General features: G+C 47.6%; 16 protein-coding genes, 1 rRNA gene and 1 other RNA gene. 10 read left to right on the top strand and 8 right to left on the bottom strand.

Annotation, left to right across the window (positions count from 1 at the left end):
• Positions 1–5: 5 nt before the first annotated feature.
• The 4 genes from BZG80_RS06280 to smpB form a co-directional block, all read right to left on the bottom strand.
• Positions 6–1,064, bottom strand: a complete 1,059-nt coding sequence (locus BZG80_RS06280) for an alanine/ornithine racemase family PLP-dependent enzyme (protein WP_021023656.1) — start codon at positions 1,062–1,064, stop codon at positions 6–8.
• Entirely contained in the window at positions 1,061–2,299 is a 1,239-nt protein-coding gene (locus BZG80_RS06275) for a DUF1611 domain-containing protein (protein ID WP_077678973.1), read from the bottom strand. The genes BZG80_RS06280 and BZG80_RS06275 overlap by 4 nt, the downstream gene beginning before the upstream one ends.
• Positions 2,300–2,494: 195 nt before the next feature.
• Positions 2,495–2,861: a transfer-messenger RNA gene (gene ssrA, locus BZG80_RS06270) on the bottom strand.
• 46 nt (positions 2,862–2,907) lie between these two features.
• Positions 2,908–3,393, bottom strand: coding sequence for an SsrA-binding protein SmpB (gene smpB, locus BZG80_RS06265; protein ID WP_021024347.1), 486 nt, complete (start codon positions 3,391–3,393; stop codon positions 2,908–2,910).
• Between the two features lie 154 nt (positions 3,394–3,547).
• Between smpB and BZG80_RS06260 the strand changes: the two genes are divergently transcribed.
• Together BZG80_RS06260 and BZG80_RS06255 are read left to right on the top strand one after the other, a co-directional pair.
• Positions 3,548–3,979, top strand: a complete 432-nt coding sequence (locus BZG80_RS06260; protein WP_021024346.1) for an SRPBCC family protein — start codon at positions 3,548–3,550, stop codon at positions 3,977–3,979.
• Entirely contained in the window at positions 3,972–4,319 is a 348-nt protein-coding gene (locus tag BZG80_RS06255; RefSeq protein WP_021024345.1) for an RnfH family protein, read from the top strand. Before BZG80_RS06260 ends, BZG80_RS06255 begins: the two co-directional genes overlap by 8 nt.
• A 98-nt stretch (positions 4,320–4,417) precedes the next feature.
• Here the strand turns inward: BZG80_RS06255 and bamE are convergent, their stop codons facing one another.
• The 3 genes from bamE to nadK all read right to left on the bottom strand — a co-directional run bounded on the left by bamE (position 4,418) and on the right by nadK (position 7,758).
• Entirely contained in the window at positions 4,418–4,774 is a 357-nt protein-coding gene (gene bamE / locus BZG80_RS06250) for an outer membrane protein assembly factor BamE (protein WP_021024344.1), read from the bottom strand.
• Positions 4,775–5,016: 242 nt separating this feature from the next.
• On the bottom strand, positions 5,017–6,684 hold the full coding sequence (gene recN, locus BZG80_RS06245) for a DNA repair protein RecN (RefSeq protein WP_077461836.1): 1,668 nt from the start codon (positions 6,682–6,684) through the stop codon (positions 5,017–5,019).
• Positions 6,685–6,876: 192 nt separating this feature from the next.
• Entirely contained in the window at positions 6,877–7,758 is an 882-nt protein-coding gene (nadK, locus tag BZG80_RS06240) for an NAD(+) kinase (RefSeq protein WP_077461837.1), read from the bottom strand.
• Positions 7,759–7,929: 171 nt separating this feature from the next.
• Here nadK and grpE point away from each other — a divergent pair, with 171 nt between their 5' ends.
• The 3 genes from grpE (at position 7,930) to dnaJ (ending at position 11,994) form a co-directional block, all read left to right on the top strand.
• Positions 7,930–8,574, top strand: coding sequence for a nucleotide exchange factor GrpE (grpE, locus tag BZG80_RS06235; RefSeq protein WP_021024341.1), 645 nt, complete (start codon positions 7,930–7,932; stop codon positions 8,572–8,574).
• A gap of 226 nt (positions 8,575–8,800) precedes the next feature.
• Positions 8,801–10,723 (top strand): molecular chaperone DnaK, encoded by a 1,923-nt coding sequence (gene dnaK, locus BZG80_RS06230; protein WP_021024340.1) that lies wholly within the window; start codon positions 8,801–8,803, stop codon positions 10,721–10,723.
• Between the two features lie 119 nt (positions 10,724–10,842).
• Positions 10,843–11,994: a molecular chaperone DnaJ gene (gene dnaJ, locus BZG80_RS06225; RefSeq protein ID WP_021024339.1), complete on the top strand. Its 1,152-nt coding sequence runs from the start codon at positions 10,843–10,845 to the stop codon at positions 11,992–11,994.
• Positions 11,995–12,043: 49 nt separating this feature from the next.
• Here dnaJ and BZG80_RS06220 read toward each other — a convergent pair whose 3' ends face one another.
• The gene (locus BZG80_RS06220; protein WP_077678992.1) at positions 12,044–12,541 is read right to left on the bottom strand and encodes a type IV pilin protein; all 498 of its coding nucleotides are present in this window, start codon (positions 12,539–12,541) and stop codon (positions 12,044–12,046) included.
• Between the two features lie 99 nt (positions 12,542–12,640).
• Between BZG80_RS06220 and BZG80_RS06215 the strand changes: the two genes are divergently transcribed.
• From BZG80_RS06215 to BZG80_RS06195, 5 genes are all read left to right on the top strand, one after another.
• Positions 12,641–13,225 carry a pilus assembly FimT family protein gene (locus tag BZG80_RS06215; RefSeq protein ID WP_077678972.1) on the top strand — a complete coding sequence of 195 codons (585 nt, stop codon included), beginning with the start codon at positions 12,641–12,643 and terminating at the stop codon, positions 13,223–13,225.
• Positions 13,212–13,862 carry a PulJ/GspJ family protein gene (locus tag BZG80_RS06210; RefSeq protein ID WP_077678971.1) on the top strand — a complete coding sequence of 217 codons (651 nt, stop codon included), beginning with the start codon at positions 13,212–13,214 and terminating at the stop codon, positions 13,860–13,862. The genes BZG80_RS06215 and BZG80_RS06210 overlap by 14 nt, the downstream gene beginning before the upstream one ends.
• Entirely contained in the window at positions 13,859–15,280 is a 1,422-nt protein-coding gene (locus tag BZG80_RS15875) for a hypothetical protein (RefSeq protein WP_158011532.1), read from the top strand. Before BZG80_RS06210 ends, BZG80_RS15875 begins: the two co-directional genes overlap by 4 nt.
• Position 15,281: 1 nt before the next feature.
• On the top strand, positions 15,282–15,713 hold the full coding sequence (locus BZG80_RS06205) for a type II secretion system protein (RefSeq protein ID WP_158011531.1): 432 nt from the start codon (positions 15,282–15,284) through the stop codon (positions 15,711–15,713).
• A gap of 575 nt (positions 15,714–16,288) precedes the next feature.
• Positions 16,289–16,685: ribosomal RNA gene (locus BZG80_RS06195) — 16S ribosomal RNA — on the top strand; the annotation flags it as partial.

Raw genomic sequence — 16,685 nt, 5'->3', positions numbered from 1 at the left:
AGCGGCTATCGATAAACTTTATCGACAAACTCGGACGTCATGGCTGAAAGAAAAGCACTATAGTCCAACCCAAATGTGACGGTTTCACCGACCGCTAGCATTTTTTCTGGTGTCTCAACCATTAAATGATCACTGCATGATGAAACGATTGTCATGCCGCTGGGAGGATGTAATCCGTCAATACATACATCCTGTCGGCCTAAGGCAAGAATGGCCTGGTTGACCTGACCTCTATTTTGTAGGCTGATGGTTTCACCAAAGGCATTAACGCCTCGTTTTCCCCATGGATATGAGGGTTTTTGGCTCGACTCTATGACCTCGGCTGTTAATGTGATCGCTGTGGATGATAAGCCCGATATTTGTGGCTGATTTTTTGGGACTAGGCCTAAAAATATTGCTTCGCCAAGCCGTAAATGGTTAATACGGGTTTGGCCTTGATGGGCGAGTACCCAATTGATCGAGCCCGAGTTACCGCCCGAAATGATGTCTAGCCTTATCGAAAACGTCGTCTCGATGTGTTCAGCAAGATCCGATAAAAGCTGCATATTGATATCGTCTGGCTCAACACCGTAGCGGCAGGTTAAATTCGTACCTATGCCTTTGAGTGTAATGTTGGGCAGTTTAATGACATCGTTGATCAGATTAATAAGGTTGTCGGGCATGACACCTTCTCTTAAATCTCCCAGCTCAACCATAATGATGATCTGGTGAATACGATTACATCGCCCAGCGGCGTCAGAGAGTTTTTGGATCACGGTAATTTCAGTATTCAGACTGATATCGCAGTCAATGACGACGCGCTCTATTTGGCTTAGCATCGGGGAACGTATTAATAGAGTGGGTACCGTGACACCTGCCTCTCTCATCCGTTTTATATTATCTACTCTTGAGTCAGCGAGCATCGTTGCGCCGGCATTAATGAGCGTATTGGCAATGATAGGGTGGCCCAAACAGCTTTTGGTCACGGGAGTGACAGTCACGCCTTTTAAAGTCAGTTGTTCAATCAGCCGTTGGGTGTTGAGGGATATTTTAGCGCAATCGAGTTCTATTTTTGGGTAGCTCACTGCTTTGCTTCAATTTTATCTTCTAGCAGTGGGAACGCTGAAAGTAGGATCTGTACTAATTGCTCTTTCGGTTGCGATAAGGGATCGGTGACCGGGAGTTTAAGTTCATGTGTATACGCATTGATATAAGATAAAGTCTCTCCCATCGACATCCCCTCGTGGTTGAGAGTGATCCCAATGACATGCGTATTGGCAAATGTTTCGATCAGGTTAATTTCGCTTGCGAGCGTCGGTATCGCCATGTTGGGAAAATCGACACGATACAGGCGTTTCGGTGCATGCTGTAAGATAACTGCGGTCGGGCAACTTCCTCGCAGTATGAATGAGCTCGTGGAAAAGGCTGGATGACTCAGAGCACCTTGGCCTTCCACTAAAATAATATCTGGGTTTTCTTGGGTGTAGGCATCGACGATCACGGCCTCCAATTCGCCAGCACAAAATTGAGAAGGAACAGCATCGAGTGCCACACAATAACGTTCACCCTGAATAATACCGGTTTGTCCGGTGGCGATCATGACGACGTTTAACCCTAGCTTTCTGAGCTCTTGAGCCAATATTGTCGTAGTGGTCCGTTTCCCGAGCGCACAATCTGTTCCCAAAATAGCGACAATGGGACAGGTCACACTATGGACTTGCCCAGTAAATGTTTTTAACGCCTCTTTTTTCTTGGGTTTGCGAATATCCAGTATGTGGACGTTGTTCTTCTTGCTCGCATCAACAAAAATGGCATCGTCATTGAGAAATTCATGTAAACCATTAACGATATTGAGCCGTTTTGACATGGCGTCGAGGATGACATTTTTATCTAAATCAGACAGTAAGCCTGTGGACGGCGCGACACCAAAAATAAAATAATCTGGTCGTGTAGGTTCATGATGTAAAGCCTCTTCGAGGTCGGCGAAAATAGGGATGTTGTTTTTGGTTTTGTCGAGAATGTCGCCCGCGTCTTTGTTTGCAAGGGAGCTGTCTATAACGGAGAGAATACGATATTTTTGAGAGTGTCGGACAAGACCATTGGCAGTTTTCCCATCAATTTTACCAAAATGACCTTCACAATAAACAATTGCCGTCGGGGTTAATGCCCCTTGGCTCTCGATTAACCTCTCTTGGCTCTCGAGTAATGTTTCTTGGTTATCGAATCGAGTCGTTGGTGATGCTAAATCGACGTCTTCGTGCGACGTTTTACCTGCTACTAATCGAGTTGGAGTGTGTGCTGATTTTGGTGATACGGACATTATTGAAGCCTGGTTAGGCTTAGAAGGGCCACTAAGGATTGCCGAGTCTTTCGCCCGGTAAAGAAAAGAGCTCCTACTAAGCTGTAGGAGAGAACTAAACAGTAGCACAGTTTCTGAGAAGGCAAAGGGTTATTTGTTTAGGGACGAGTTTTTAGGCAATAAAAAAGACGCCCTAAGGCGTCTTTTCTAATCGATTGGTGGAGCTGGCGGGAGTTGAACCCGCGTCCAGAATCAGTCTAACCGATGGCGCTACATGCTTAGTTTGTCTTTAGTCTCGTCAGAGTGCTGCGGACAAACACGCCACACAAAGACATACCCAACTTATGTTTAACGCTTCAGCTCTTGGGTCAAAGCCTCCACGCGATCCTGTTTGGTTTTGACTATCCTGATTCCCCGTCCTACAGGCGAAGGCTAGAGAGGATAGGCACTCAGCAGGTTATTAAGCTGCTAGTGCGTAGTTTTCGTCGTTTGCGACTATTTTTTTGCGGCTTTTTACGAGGCCAACCGCCCCTCGGCATGCTCCACGGGCCTTCTCAATCCTGTCGAATCCTGAATCAGCCCCAGAGTGTTGCGGCAGAGTCTAACACATTGATCTGCCGCGTCAACGATTACCGCGTTGAGTGTTTCATGATCCTGGATTTTTGACGCTGCCAGTCTCTGTCTTTCGCGGTATCACGTTTATCGTGTAATTTTTTACCTTTCGCTAAGCCTATTTTGAGCTTAGCAAATGATTTTTTCCAGTATAAAGACAATGCCACCACGGTGAAACCGTCTCGATTAACCTTACCCAGTAAGGTATCAAGCTCCCGCCGTTTGAGCAAGAGCTTACGGGTGCGCTGTGGATCAGCGACCACATGCGTGGAGGCGACATTCAGCGGGGTGATCGTTGCCCCGAACAAGAAGGCTTCCCCGTCTTTGAGCAACACATAGCTTTCGCTGATATTGGCTTTGCCCGATCGAAGTGCTTTCACTTCCCAACCTTGCAGCTCTAGCCCCGCTTCGAAGTCATCTTCAATAAAGTACTCAAAGCGTGCTTTTTTATTCAGCGCAATGGTGTTGCTATTTGCTTTGTTCTTTGCGTTTTTCTTAGCCATAGTCCGCGCATTATAAAGGCGATGTGTCGAAGAATGAAAGGATTATCGCATGCTGTTAGACAAACCGCATGACTTTCTTAGATATGCTAGCCGCTAACATTGGTGAAAGGCGACCTCAGTGGTATTATCTCGCGGTTAACTTTAAGGAGTCCCTATGCCGCAAATCATCCGCTCGGCTTTAGTGCCGTTCAGTGCTGAGCAAATGTTTGCCTTGGTGAACGATGTTGAAGCGTACCCCGAGTTTTTGCCCGGATGTGTGAGTACTCGATTGATAGAGCACACAGACTCAACCATGGTCGCTTCACTGGACGTGGCCAAAGCGGGCATAAAGAAGACGTTTACAACAAAAAATTACTTAACCGACAATGCGCGTATTGATATGACCTTAGTTGACGGTCCGTTTAAGCGTTTAAGTGGGGGGTGGCAATTTACGCCGTTGTCGAGTGATGCGTGTAAGATAGAGTTAAACCTTGAGTTTGAATTCACTAACCGTCTGGTGGAAGCAGCGTTTGGGCGCATTTTTAGTGAGTTAACCAGCAGTATGGTAAAAGCGTTTACAGAGCGAGCGAAAGCGATTTATGAGTGAAGAGACTCTGGTGCATGTGGAAGTGGTGTATCCGTTACCGAATGAGCAACGCATCTTTAATTGTGTCGTTAAGGCTGATACAAGTGTTGAAGAGATTATCCGCCAGTCGGGTATCTTGAGCGCGTACCCTGACATTGATTTGTCCACCAACAAAGTGGGTATTTTTAGCCGACCGGTGAAGCTTGACGCGCAAGTAAGAGAGGGTGATCGGATTGAGATCTATCGGCCACTCCAAGCTGATCCGAAGGAAATTCGCCGCCGTCGAGCTGAACGAGCGAAGCAAGAGGGCAAGGCCGATCCTGTGACAGGTGGACGGGTTGATACCAAGCGTAAGCGCTAACCGTCGAACACCGATGCTTGGCCTTGCTCAAGCGATAAATAATCACAGTAAAGGCGCCGATATCCGGCGCCTTTTAACGAGCCAATGGCTGTCACTGCTTATTGCACAGCCTCAAAAAACTGGTCGCCCGGCTCATAGTCACCACTCATGCTGACTAATTGATTATTATCATCAAACGAGAGCACTAAATCTTTTTGCGTTGGATCTTGGTGGCCCGGCTGTTGCCACTGTACGAAGTACCAAGTGTTTGGGTAGCCAGACTCAACCAACATCGGTGGGCCGAGAAGGAATTTGACCTGCTCTTTCGTCATGCCAAACTTCAATGAGTCTACGGCCTTTTCTTCAATATAGTTGCCTTGATTGATATCTACACGATAAACCAGTTTTTCGGCATAAGAGCAACCCATAATGGCAATCGCCATTAGAGAGGCAACGGCGGCTTTTTTCCAACCCATAGTTAATATCTTCACTGTCTCGTTGAGGGCAAATCACGTCACTCAGTACGTTTTGCAAGCGGTGCCTGCGGTGCATAGCGCGTCGAGTATAAACAAGCAGAGAATATATGTAAAAAACCTGCCAACGACTAGCGTTTGGAGGGGCATAACGTGAAAAAGTTCGCAATGGGAAAAGAAATAACCGAGGAAAGTGAACGTTGCACACTTCCCTCGAGCAAGCATGTGATCAATGCCGTGTTTTTTTAAGCGGCAATGAGCAGATCTTCGGCATTTGCTAAAGTACGCTCGGTAATTTCACTGCCACCAAGCAAACGGGCCAGCTCATTAATACGGGCCTGGTAATCGAGTGGGTACATGCGAGTGGTCGTCGTGCCTTGGTCAGTCTCTTTGGCGACAAACATTTGTTGATGACCACAGCCGGCAACTTGTGGCAAATGGGTGACACACATAACTTGGGTCGATTCGCCAAGCTGACGTAATAATTGACCCACAATGGCGGCGGTTGGCCCGCTAATACCGACATCAACCTCGTCAAAGATAAGGCTAGGTGTTTCCACTTTTTGTGCTGTAATCACTTGAATAGCGAGGGAGATCCGCGATAACTCACCACCTGATGCGACCTTTGCGAGTGGTTGTAAAGGCTGGCCGGGATTGGTCGAGACCAAAAATGCGACCGCATCGCCGCCTAGAGGACTTAGGTGGGTCTGTGCTTTATTTTCGACTTGGATTTCAAAACTGCCGTGTTCCATGCTGAGCTGATGCATGCTTTGGGTAATGAGTTTATTGAGCTCTTTGGCATAACGACGACGGCTTTTACTGAGCTTTTCTGCTGTGTCTAAACAGTCTGCGAATTGCTTGTCGACTTCGGCTTGAAGCTGCTCAATGGCCTCATCATTGTGCGCGAGTTTTTCTAGCTCCGTTATCAACTGTTGATGTGTGCTATACAGCACCTCTGGTTGAACATGGTGTTTGCGTGACAAACTCATAATGGTAGCCATGCGTTGATCTAAATATTGTAAACGCTGCGGATCCATGTCGAGTTGATCAAGATAACGAGCGATCTCCTGACTGGTTTCTTGAGTTTGAATTCTAGCTTCTTCGAGCATTTCAGCCAGTGGAGAGAAGTGATTGTCTAGTGTCGCTAATTCATTCAAACGTTGTTGCGCAGCAGTTAGTAGGCCAAGTGTATTGCTTTCTTCGCCATCGCAGAGCAGATCAACCACTGCTTGGCTTGTCATCGCGATATCACCACTGTTGGATAAGCGTTTATGCTCTTCTTCAATTTGCTGATATTCGTCTTCACCAAGCGCAAGTTCATTGAGTTCGCCCACTTGATACTCAAGCAGCTGTTGTTGCGCCTCAATATCATCCTTTTTCTTTATCAGTGCTTTTAGCTCATTTTTTGTGCGACGCCAACGTTGATAGCGCGTTGCCATTTTATCGATCAACGATTGATGACCCGCATATTGGTCAAGCAACGTAATTTGGTGCTCAGGGCGTAACAGTTGTTGATGTGCATGTTGACCGTGAATGTTGATCAAAAGTTGCCCAAGTGCTTTTTGCTGAGAAGCAGGAACCGGATTGCCATTGATATAAGCGCGTGACCGCCCTTCTTTAGTGATTACGCGTCTTAAAATACAATCGTCACCGTCTTCTAATTCGTTATCTTGTAACCAGCGTCGCGCCGCACTGTTTTGTTCCAAGGTGAAACTGGTCGATATTTCAGCGCGCTTTTCCCCTGGGCGCACCATATTGGCATCGGCGCGGTCACCTAAGCATAAGCCTAGCGCATCAATAGAAATAGATTTACCTGCCCCGGTCTCACCGGTTATCGCCGTCATGCCTTTACTAAACTCCAACTCCAAGGATTTAACGATGGCAAAGTTTTGAATGGTTATATCGGCTAACATAGGAAAACACCTGTATCTATCAACAACTGTGTATAGATACAGTATATACTGTTTTTTCATCCAGTGAATACTGTTCGGTGAGAATTATTGTGAATGGGATGAGGCGCACAAAAAATGGACAAAAAGTGGCTGGCCTGTTTTGCATACCAACAGGAAGAAGGAAAATAACGTTGATATGAAAAAACAGCCGCGTCAGAACAGCTTTGAAGACCAACCCAGCTTTTTACGTAACGTATTGTAATAATTATAGTCTTTGGGGTGAATGAGTTTGAGTGTGGCGGGGCTTTTGTAAATATGGACCTCATCGCCCGGATTCACTGGCAAAGAAACTTGCCCATCACAACTGACTTCCAGTGTGCCGCGGTTATCGGGAGACACTAATAATTTAATCCGGCGATTACCATCTACCACCAAAGGCCGGCTTGATAGGGTATGGGGGAACATAGGGACTAAAGAAATAGCGTTGAGGCTGGGGGATAAGATGGGGCCGCCACCTGATAAGCTATAGGCTGTTGATCCCGTCGGCGTTGAAATAATGATCCCATCTGAGCGCTGCGAAAAGGCGAAATGCTCGTTAATATAGACCTCAAACTCAATCATGTGAGCCACTTGCCCTGGGTGTAAAACGGCCTCGTTGAGCGAAGCATTATGGCTTTTAACCTGATCGTGACGATGGATCTCTGTCTCAAGCAAAAAGCGGTCTTCTTCCATGTAGTCGCCACTTAAAACGGCGTCTAGGGCATTTTCAAAGGCATCGGGATCCAGGTCAGTCAAAAAGCCTAAATTACCGCGGTTTACACCAATTACTTTTATATCGCTTCGTGACAGTACGCGGGCGGCGCCGAGCATATTACCGTCGCCACCGATAACGATCGCGAGATCAGCGTGCTGACCAATATTAACCAAATCCAGATAGTGCGCGTCGGGTAGCCCTAAATTGGTACTCAAGCGTGTATCAATGCACACCTCGTAACCGCGCTCGGTGAGCCAATGATAAAGGCCGATGTGTGTATTCACCGCGTCTGGGTTGCGAGGTTTACCAATTAAAGCAATGCGCTGGAATGGTGTCGACATAATCAGGATCCCATCGTTATTTGTGCCCAGTATAACGCGGTAAAAAAAGGATTGTCGTGATTTGCGTTATGTGGGCGGTTGAATCATAAAGATTCATCCCCATAATACTTCCACAATCAAGTTAAACAGTCCCAGTGCGCGCTGGGCAATGCCATTTGTGTCGGAGTGATCATGAGCGAAGAACAGAAAGTTAAGCAAGAGCAAGAAGCGATGAAAGATGCGCAAGCTGCTGAAGGCAAAGATGCAGAGCAGACGGTTGAGCAACAGGCAAGCGGTAGTGCAGACATTGAGCAAGAGGAAACCGAAGCCATGATTGCACGCATTACAGAGTTAGAAGCAGCACTTGAAGCCAGTGAAGCCAAAGTGCAAGAGCAACAAGACAGTGTGCTTCGTGCCCGTGCTGACGTAGACAATATGCGTCGTCGCTCAGAGCAAGAAGTAGAGAAAGCGCGAAAGTTTGCACTGGAGAAGTTTGCCAGTGAGTTGCTGCCCGTTATCGACAACCTTGAGCGTGCTGTCGAGATGGCGGATAAGGAAGATGAATCGATCAAGCCCATGGTTGAAGGGGTAGAGCTGACGCTAAAAACCATGATGGATACCATTGATAAGTTTGGTTTGAAAGCGATTGACCCACAAGGACAACCTTTTAACCCTGAGCTTCACCAAGCGATGACGATCCAAGAAAGTACTGAACATGAGCCAAACACCGTGATGATGGTGATGCAAAAAGGCTATGAGTTAAATGGTCGCGTGGTACGTCCAGCGATGGTGATGGTATCGAAAGCCGCACAAGGCAACGTCGACGAAAAAGCGTGATTTTAATAAGGGCATAGCATCAATAGTTAATTTGTTACTCCGCTTGTGATACGTGAGTGACGAACACGGATTTTTTTGCTGCTAGCCCTTGAAAAGTGTCGTGCTGCCCTTATTTAAACGGCAGCAACAAATAAAAATTTGCGGTGAGGGGGTTGAACCTCTCACAGTTACCCCCACATAAAGGGTAACGAACTACAGCCACAGAACGAATTTCGGAGAGCACCAGATGGGTAAAATCATTGGTATTGACTTGGGTACAACCAACTCATGTGTCGCCGTGCTAGACGGTGAAAAAACGCGCGTAATTGAAAACGCAGAAGGTGATCGTACAACGCCATCCGTTATCGCTTACACACAAGATGGTGAAACACTTGTCGGCCAGCCTGCGAAGCGCCAGGCAGTGACAAACCCAGAAAACACCCTATACGCGATTAAGCGTCTGATCGGTCGCCGCTTCGAAGATGAAGAAGTACAGCGTGACATCAGTATCATGCCTTTCAAAATTGTGAAGGCAGATAACGGTGATGCTTGGGTTGAAGCGAAAGGCCAAAAAATGGCCGCGCCACAAGTGTCAGCTGAAGTGTTGAAGAAAATGAAGAAAACCGCTGAAGACTTCCTCGGCGAAGAAGTGACTGGCGCGGTAATCACTGTTCCTGCTTACTTTAATGACTCTCAGCGTCAAGCGACTAAGGATGCTGGTCGTATTGCGGGACTAGAAGTTAAACGTATTATCAACGAGCCTACAGCGGCAGCATTGGCTTACGGCCTTGATAAGAAAGGTGGCGATCGCACCATCGCGGTTTATGACCTGGGTGGTGGTACGTTCGATATCTCTATCATCGAAATTGATGAAGTCGATGGTGAGCAAACCTTCGAAGTACTGGCAACCAACGGTGACACCCACTTGGGTGGTGAAGACTTCGATAACCGTTTGATCACCTACTTGGTCGACGAATTTAAGAAAGAGCAAGGCATCGATCTGCGTCAAGACCCGCTCGCGATGCAGCGTGTCAAAGAAGCGGCTGAGAAAGCGAAGATTGAACTGTCTTCTGCGCAGCAAACAGACGTGAACTTGCCTTATGTGACTGCGGACGCAACCGGTCCTAAGCACATGAACATCAAGATTACTCGTGCCAAGCTGGAATCACTGGTTGAAGATCTGGTTCAACGTTCACTCGAACCAATGAAAGTGGCCCTGGCTGACGCCGAGCTGTCTGTTGATGAAATCACGGATGTTATCTTGGTCGGTGGTCAAACCCGCATGCCTATGGTTCAGTCAAAAGTTGCAGAGTACTTCGGTAAGGATGCACGTAAGGACGTGAACCCGGATGAAGCGGTTGCAATGGGTGCGGCTGCACAGGGTGGTGTACTGTCTGGCGATGTTAAAGACGTACTACTGCTTGACGTTACGCCACTGTCGCTAGGTATCGAAACCATGGGCGGTGTGATGACCAAGCTGATTGAGAAAAACACGACGATTCCAACTAAGGCGAATCAAGTGTTCTCAACCGCTGAAGACAACCAAAGCGCGGTAACGATTCATGTGATCCAAGGTGAGCGTAAGCAAGCCATGCATAACAAATCACTGGGTCAGTTTAACCTAGAAGGTATTCAGCCAGCGCCACGTGGCACGCCACAAATTGAAGTGACTTTCGACTTGAACGCGGATGGTATTTTGAACGTGTCTGCGGCTGATAAGCAAACCGGTCAAGAGCAGAAGATCACCATCCAAGCGTCTGGTGGCCTAAGCGATGAAGACGTTGAGAAAATGGTACAAGAAGCAGAAGCTAACAAAGAAGCGGACAAAAAGTTCGAAGAGTTAGTCACTGCCCGTAACCAAGCTGATCAGCTCATTCATGGTACACGCAAGCAAATGGACGAAGCGGGTGACAAATTGCCTGCTGAAGACAAAGAGAAGATCGAAACAGCTATCTCTGAGCTGGAAACCGCACGCAACGGTGAAGATAAAGAAGACATCGATGCGAAGGTTCAAGCACTGGTTGCGGCTTCATCAAAACTGATGGAAATTGCCCAGCAGCAAGCTCAAAATGAGCAGGCGCAGCAAGACGCCGGTGCCGATTCAGCAAAACAAGACGACGACGTTGTTGATGCTGAGTTCGAAGAAGTTAAAGACGACGACAAGAAATAAGCGAAAGCACTGTCGTTAATAAGCACGGGCGTAGGGGAGCGATCTCCTTCGCCCGTCGTTTTATCAAACAGTGATTTGAACGTCTTTGTTTTGTTGACGTAAACAGGTGCAGTCAGACCATGTCTAAAAGAGATTTATATGAAGTGCTCGGCTTAAGCCGCGATGCAAGCGAGCGCGATATTAAAAAGGCCTATAAGCGGCTGGCGATGAAGTATCACCCAGACCGTAATAAAGGCGATGATGCCGACGAAAAATTTAAAGAAGTGAAGTTGGCATACGAAATACTGACCGATCCGCAAAAACGTGCAGCCTACGACCAATATGGTCATGCAGCCTTTGAACAAGGTGGCATGGGAGGCGGCGGCTTCGGCGGTGGCGGCTTTGGCGGCGGTGGTGCTGACTTTAGCGATATTTTTGGTGACGTATTCGGCGATATATTCGGCGGAGGTCGTCGCGGTGGTCAGCAACGCGCACAACGTGGTGCCGATTTACGCTACAACATGGAGCTAACGCTTGAAGAAGCGGTCCGTGGCGTCAGCAAAGAGATCGAAGTGCCCACCTATGTCGGCTGTTCGACGTGTGATGGTAGTGGTGCGAAACCGGGGACTAAGAAGCAAACCTGTGGGACCTGTAACGGTATTGGCCAAGTACAAATGCGCCAAGGTTTCTTTGCGGTTCAGCAGGCCTGCCCAACGTGTCACGGCAGCGGTACCATTATCAAAGACCCTTGTAATAGCTGCCACGGTCAAGGTCGCGTCAAAGAGACCAAGCACTTGAATGTGAAAATCCCAGCAGGGGTTGATACAGGCGATCGTATTCGCTTATCAAGTGAAGGTGAAGCGGGAGAAAATGGTGCGCCAGCGGGCGACTTATACGTTCAAGTACACGTTCGTGAACACCACATTTTCACCCGAGATGGCAACAATCTATATTGTGAAGTACCGGTGAGTTTCACCATGGCCGCGCTAGGTGGCGAGGTTGAAGTGCCTACCCTTGATGGCCGTGTAAGCTTAAAAGTGCCAGCAGAAACGCAAACAGGACGCATGTTCCGTATGCGCGGTAAAGGGGTGCAGTCTGTTCGTGGCGGCGGTATGGGTGACCTGATCTGTAAGATGGTTGTCGAAACGCCAGTGAACTTAAGCAGCCGTCAAAAAGAGCTTCTACAAGAGCTAGAAGAGTCTTTTAGTGGCACTGAAGCGAAAAAACACAAGCCAAAATCAGAGGGCTTCTTTGACGGTGTCAAAAAGTTTTTTGATGATTTAACTGGATAAGCAACTGGGCCTCGTGCATACGGGATAGCCAGTATTGAATCTTCAGTCATCATAGAAAGGCCAGCTTTGTGCTGGCTTTTTTTATACCTGACGAAAACGTATTTGTTGATCGATCATGCGGTAAAGGACAAGATGCATTTGATGAGGTCGACGTTATCAGTCCGTTCGCATGGAGCACCAAGGTAGCACATGCGTCATCGATTTTGGGGGAACTTGTTCGAGGGTGAGCAAGGATCTTATAGGCTGCCTTCCCACCTTGGATTTCGAACCGGTAATCCGGTGAGAGCTGACAATCCGCACATAGCACCTCTTCTAACTTAGCGACATCTGATACCGACGGATATTGCTCAGCCATCGTAAATTGCTGCTCTACCCACGCTTGTAACTGAATTAAATGTCGAGTCGCCGCTTGCCGCGTCTGTCGTTGTTGGTGCTCGGCATAGCTGGGGATGGCAATCCCTGCAAGTGTTGCGATGATGGCCAGTACAAGCATCATTTCGATCAGTGTCACGCCATGTTGTAAATAGCGACAAAAATATAAACGCATTTCTACGTGCCCCTCGAAGACTCAATCACCAAACGCATACAGAGCTTATGGGAGTGGTAGTCTGCGCTCAATCGGCAGGCGGCGATCTTGGGAGGCAGTATGCGTTTTCACCGTGCCCAATTCACGCCAAGTAGGCTACAGCAACATGGCGTAACATTGATTGAATTATTGATTGTATTGAGTGTGTTAGCGGTTATTTGTGCCATCGCATTTCCTAGCTTTACCTATTCACGCCAAGTGGCCGTTATGGCCAGTCGAAGTGCAGAGCTGGCAAGCTTATTCCAACTGACTCAAAGTCGTGCGATCAATCAGAGCCAAGCATATCGTCTTATTTTGCATCAAGACGAAAATACGCAATGCATTATTGCTCAACCGGTCAACGAAAAAGCGAACAGTGTGAGTAGAACGGGCGCGATGGCTAAAATATCGTGTCAACAAACCGCATCAGCTATGGTCAGGCTACCTAAAACAATTCAATTAAAAAAGAAAGTGAGTGAGGGGTGGGTGTTATTGCCTGACGGGGATCTATTTACTATCGATTTTCGCACACAGCGACCCAGTCATAATCTCACGCTTGGTCTAAGCCACGATCTTGCCAGCACACCGGATTATATTGTCACCGTCCGCCAGTACCTTGGCTTTGATGTTTGTCCGTGGCGGGAGGTAGCCAGTGCGTGCAGCTAACTGTAAAGGCCATTCATTGGTTGAACTCTTAGTGGGGCTGACGGTGAGTATGATAGTCACCATCGCGGCACTGGCGGTGATGACAACAGCGACGGCGACACAAACGCGTCTGGATAATAAAACGTTTTTGTCTTTAGAAATGAGTCGCCTTCTTTCCCTTATGGAGGCGGATATTCGCCGTGCAGCCCTCTGTTATCAATGCGGCAGGACTTCCCCTTACGTGTTTAAAAGCGGAGATGAGGCGCACATTGTGTTAATTGATGAAGTGCCTGAGCAATCTAGCGGGCAATGTTTGCGATTTGCGTACCAACAAGGGCGTACTCACTCCACGCAAACTATTGATAAAGACGATGCCAAAGGGTTTCGTTTCGATGCCGAATCACAGGCGATAGAGGCTTATGAAAATCACCAAGACACCAAAAATTGGTCATGTGAGTCAGGGTACTGGCGAGATATTTCATCCCGAGTATTGAAGGTAACGCATTTAGCCTTTTCTCGTGATGAGACGCGGACGGAGACAGGGCGACGTATTACCGCGTTAACTATCGAACTCTCCGCCTCATTAAAACGTCAACCTAGCGAAAGTGAACAAGTGTCGAGAACCTTGGTTTTAGCTAATACGGTTGTTTCACCATGAAATACATCAGAAAACATAAGTACGACCAAGGCATAGCAACGCTTGCGGTGGTTGCGAGTGTTGCACTGATTGCACTTCTCATTGTGTTAGGAGTCAGTCGACGTGCGGTTAATGATATCCAACAGACGCAAGCGAGAGTCAAAACCGAGCAATCACTTTCTAAAGCTTGGGCCGCTCTCGACTGTGCGGTGGCTAAAATTCAACATGATGGCATTGAGTTATCCAACAATGATATCGCCAAAGCACTAGAACAACTTTCTCCCTGTCAAAACGTCGCGCAAAGTCAATTATGGTTGGCACCATGGCAAAACAGTGAGCGCGGAATGTGGCATCTTTACGCGACTCATGCACAGCAACAAGTTGGGGTGACTCTGGCAAAAGCCACCGGCGCGCGAAGGCGTTCGTTTGTCACTTCTGGATCCGCCGCGTTTTACGGTGGCAATACATGGCGACCGGTAAAAGGAAAAAAGCGAGAGGATGGTTTATATGAATGCCATTCAATTATGGCGGGGGGCGATGTCATGATTCGTCCGCGCACGCCCGGTGAGAATCAGTCAAAGAGTTCAGAGAGCTCAAAGAATGAAGAGGAAGTAAGTCAAAACAGATTTATCGTTCGCTTAGGTGGTAGCGATAAGTGCGCCCCCGAATATAAAACGGAGGTTAGCGAGTACACAGTGGCAGATAGTCGCGATGAAACCGGCGCGCGACTAAAAAAAGATGTGCAAACCAACGTTGAGAATATGGACTTGTTCAACGATTACTTTGGTGTCCCTCGGGCGCAGTGGGAAACAGTAAAAGCAAAATTTAAGCGCCAAGGCGGTTTTGTTGTTAATACCCAAGATGATCCGTCGTTATGTTATGAAACTCTATTGAATGCAGTCGCTAGCAGTAAACACAGAGAGAGAGCGAATGCAAAAGTCTGGGTGGATGGGCCTTGTGATCTAAGCCGAGAGGGTTTAAAGGCGTTACCAAGTGAACCTCCGATTTTACTGGTTGTGCAAGATGGCATTGTGGCGCTGCGTGGTGCGATTAAACCCTTTAAAGGAGTGGTATATCAGTTTAACACCGATAATCTGAATGCGAGAGAATTTGCTGAGCAGTGGGGGATGACCATCTCCGAATCTGGCGGGATGTCTTGCTCTCACGACGATAGTAATATCCAAGAACTTTGCGAAATGATCACATCAACAGTCACCAATCCTGATCAAGCAAGCCGTGTCCCTTTTTGGTTTCACGGAAGTTTCATCACCAAAGGCGCATTTATTACTGATGTGCCGGATGGCCATTCCGTGGTGTATGGTTCATTTCAACCAACCTACAGTGATGAAACGGTACAGCAGAGTTTTAAAGGTCTTAAGCAGTGGCGTCCACTCGGTAATAGCTATCATGACATCAAACCGCCTTATGAGGAGGGATAGCATGTTGCGAGCGCGAGGTTTTTCCTTTATAGAAATATTGATTGCGTTAGTGTTAGTAGCGGTAACGGGCGCAGGTATTTATACACTCACTGTCGATATTCAAGCTAAGCAACACAATGCGCGCTTGGCTGAAGGGGCTATGCATGTTGCTAGTAACCAACTGGCGCATTGGCGTTTAATGAACACGGATACGCCCTGCAGTGCAAGCCATACTGTAGTCATGAAGTTGAGCCGTTTAGCAAGATGCTTGATAGATACTGAAGATACTGGTTACCAACTGGCAGTGACTGAGATTAAAAATGTGCTCACCGATGATGGTGGTGTTTATGCGAAAACACTCGTATTAGAAGTTCGCTGGCAAGATAACCGAAATAAGGAGCAGGCGCTGAGATTTCACTTCACAGGGTCAACGCTTCGACACCAAGGTATGTAATAAGCGTCTATAAGCGCCGCAAACGAGTGAGTTATCACCCGTTTGGTTGGTTTTTAATCGCTTGTGCTGTTTTTATCAAAAACCCCTTGCGCCAAAAAATTACCTCTCTATAATGCGCTCTCGTTGGCACGGCAAGCCGAGCTAACAACGGCAATACAGACAAGCAAAACAAAATGCTTGACTCAATGCCAAAGTGGCGTATTATGCCACTCCCGCTCAACGATGAGCGACGCTCTTTAACAATTTGACCTATGCAATCTGTGTGGGCACTCGTTGAGAATAGACAAAAAGATTTATTCGATGAACTGAGTGACCAATACGAAACAACGTTTACGTTGTTCGGCACAGTCAATTCGTTYRTCTCGCAAGAGAYGRACAAAACAGTATTTATCGAGCCGTTTGTCTTTTCTTTGGAAAAGCAAACACCAAAACTTTAATTGAAGAGTTTGATCATGGCTCAGATTGAACGCTGGCGGCAGGCCTAACACATGCAAGTCGAGCGGAAACGGCAGTATTGAAGCTTCGGTGGATTTACTGGACGTCGAGCGGCGGACGGGTGAGTAACGGCTGGGANTTAATTGAAGAGTTTGATCATGGCTCAGATTGAACGCTGGCGGCAGGCCTAACACATGCAAGTCGAGCGGAAACGGCAGTATTGAAGCTTCGGTGGATTTACTGGACGTCGAGCGGCGGACGGGTGAGTAACGGCTGGGAACCTGCCCTGACGAGGGGGATAACCGTTGGAAACGACGGCTAATACCGCATAATGTCTACGGACCAAAGGTGGCCTCTACATGTAAGCTATCGCGTTGGGATGGGCCCAGTTAGGATTAGCTAGTTGGTAAGGTAATGGCTTACCAAGGCAACGATCCTTAGCTGGTTTGAGAGGATGATCAGCCACACTGGGACTGAGACACGGCCCAGACTCCTACGGGAGGCAGCAGTGGGGAATATTGCACAATGGGGGAGACC

Origin of the sequence: Salinivibrio sp. MA440, from assembly GCF_001996265.1 — a bacterium.
In the GTDB taxonomy this organism is placed as follows: domain Bacteria; phylum Pseudomonadota; class Gammaproteobacteria; order Enterobacterales; family Vibrionaceae; genus Salinivibrio; species Salinivibrio costicola.
This window is presented reverse-complemented; position numbering and strand designations above follow the sequence as displayed.

Excerpts from the sequence above, each read along its gene's own strand:
- BZG80_RS06275 (WP_077678973.1), bottom strand. The coding sequence starts at position 2,299 with ATGTCCGTATCACCAAAATCAGCACACACTCCAACTCGATTAGTAGCA.
- smpB (WP_021024347.1), bottom strand. The coding sequence starts at position 3,393 with ATGGCTAAGAAAAACGCAAAGAACAAAGCAAATAGCAACACCATTGCG.
- BZG80_RS06260 (WP_021024346.1), top strand. The coding sequence starts at position 3,548 with ATGCCGCAAATCATCCGCTCGGCTTTAGTGCCGTTCAGTGCTGAGCAA.
- BZG80_RS06255 (WP_021024345.1), top strand. The coding sequence starts at position 3,972 with ATGAGTGAAGAGACTCTGGTGCATGTGGAAGTGGTGTATCCGTTACCG.
- bamE (WP_021024344.1), bottom strand. The coding sequence starts at position 4,774 with ATGGGTTGGAAAAAAGCCGCCGTTGCCTCTCTAATGGCGATTGCCATT.
- recN (WP_077461836.1), bottom strand. The coding sequence starts at position 6,684 with ATGTTAGCCGATATAACCATTCAAAACTTTGCCATCGTTAAATCCTTG.
- nadK (WP_077461837.1), bottom strand. The coding sequence starts at position 7,758 with ATGTCGACACCATTCCAGCGCATTGCTTTAATTGGTAAACCTCGCAAC.
- grpE (WP_021024341.1), top strand. The coding sequence starts at position 7,930 with ATGAGCGAAGAACAGAAAGTTAAGCAAGAGCAAGAAGCGATGAAAGAT.
- dnaK (WP_021024340.1), top strand. The coding sequence starts at position 8,801 with ATGGGTAAAATCATTGGTATTGACTTGGGTACAACCAACTCATGTGTC.
- dnaJ (WP_021024339.1), top strand. The coding sequence starts at position 10,843 with ATGTCTAAAAGAGATTTATATGAAGTGCTCGGCTTAAGCCGCGATGCA.
- BZG80_RS06220 (WP_077678992.1), bottom strand. The coding sequence starts at position 12,541 with ATGCGTTTATATTTTTGTCGCTATTTACAACATGGCGTGACACTGATC.
- BZG80_RS06215 (WP_077678972.1), top strand. The coding sequence starts at position 12,641 with ATGCGTTTTCACCGTGCCCAATTCACGCCAAGTAGGCTACAGCAACAT.
- BZG80_RS15875 (WP_158011532.1), top strand. The coding sequence starts at position 13,859 with ATGAAATACATCAGAAAACATAAGTACGACCAAGGCATAGCAACGCTT.
- BZG80_RS06205 (WP_158011531.1), top strand. The coding sequence starts at position 15,282 with ATGTTGCGAGCGCGAGGTTTTTCCTTTATAGAAATATTGATTGCGTTA.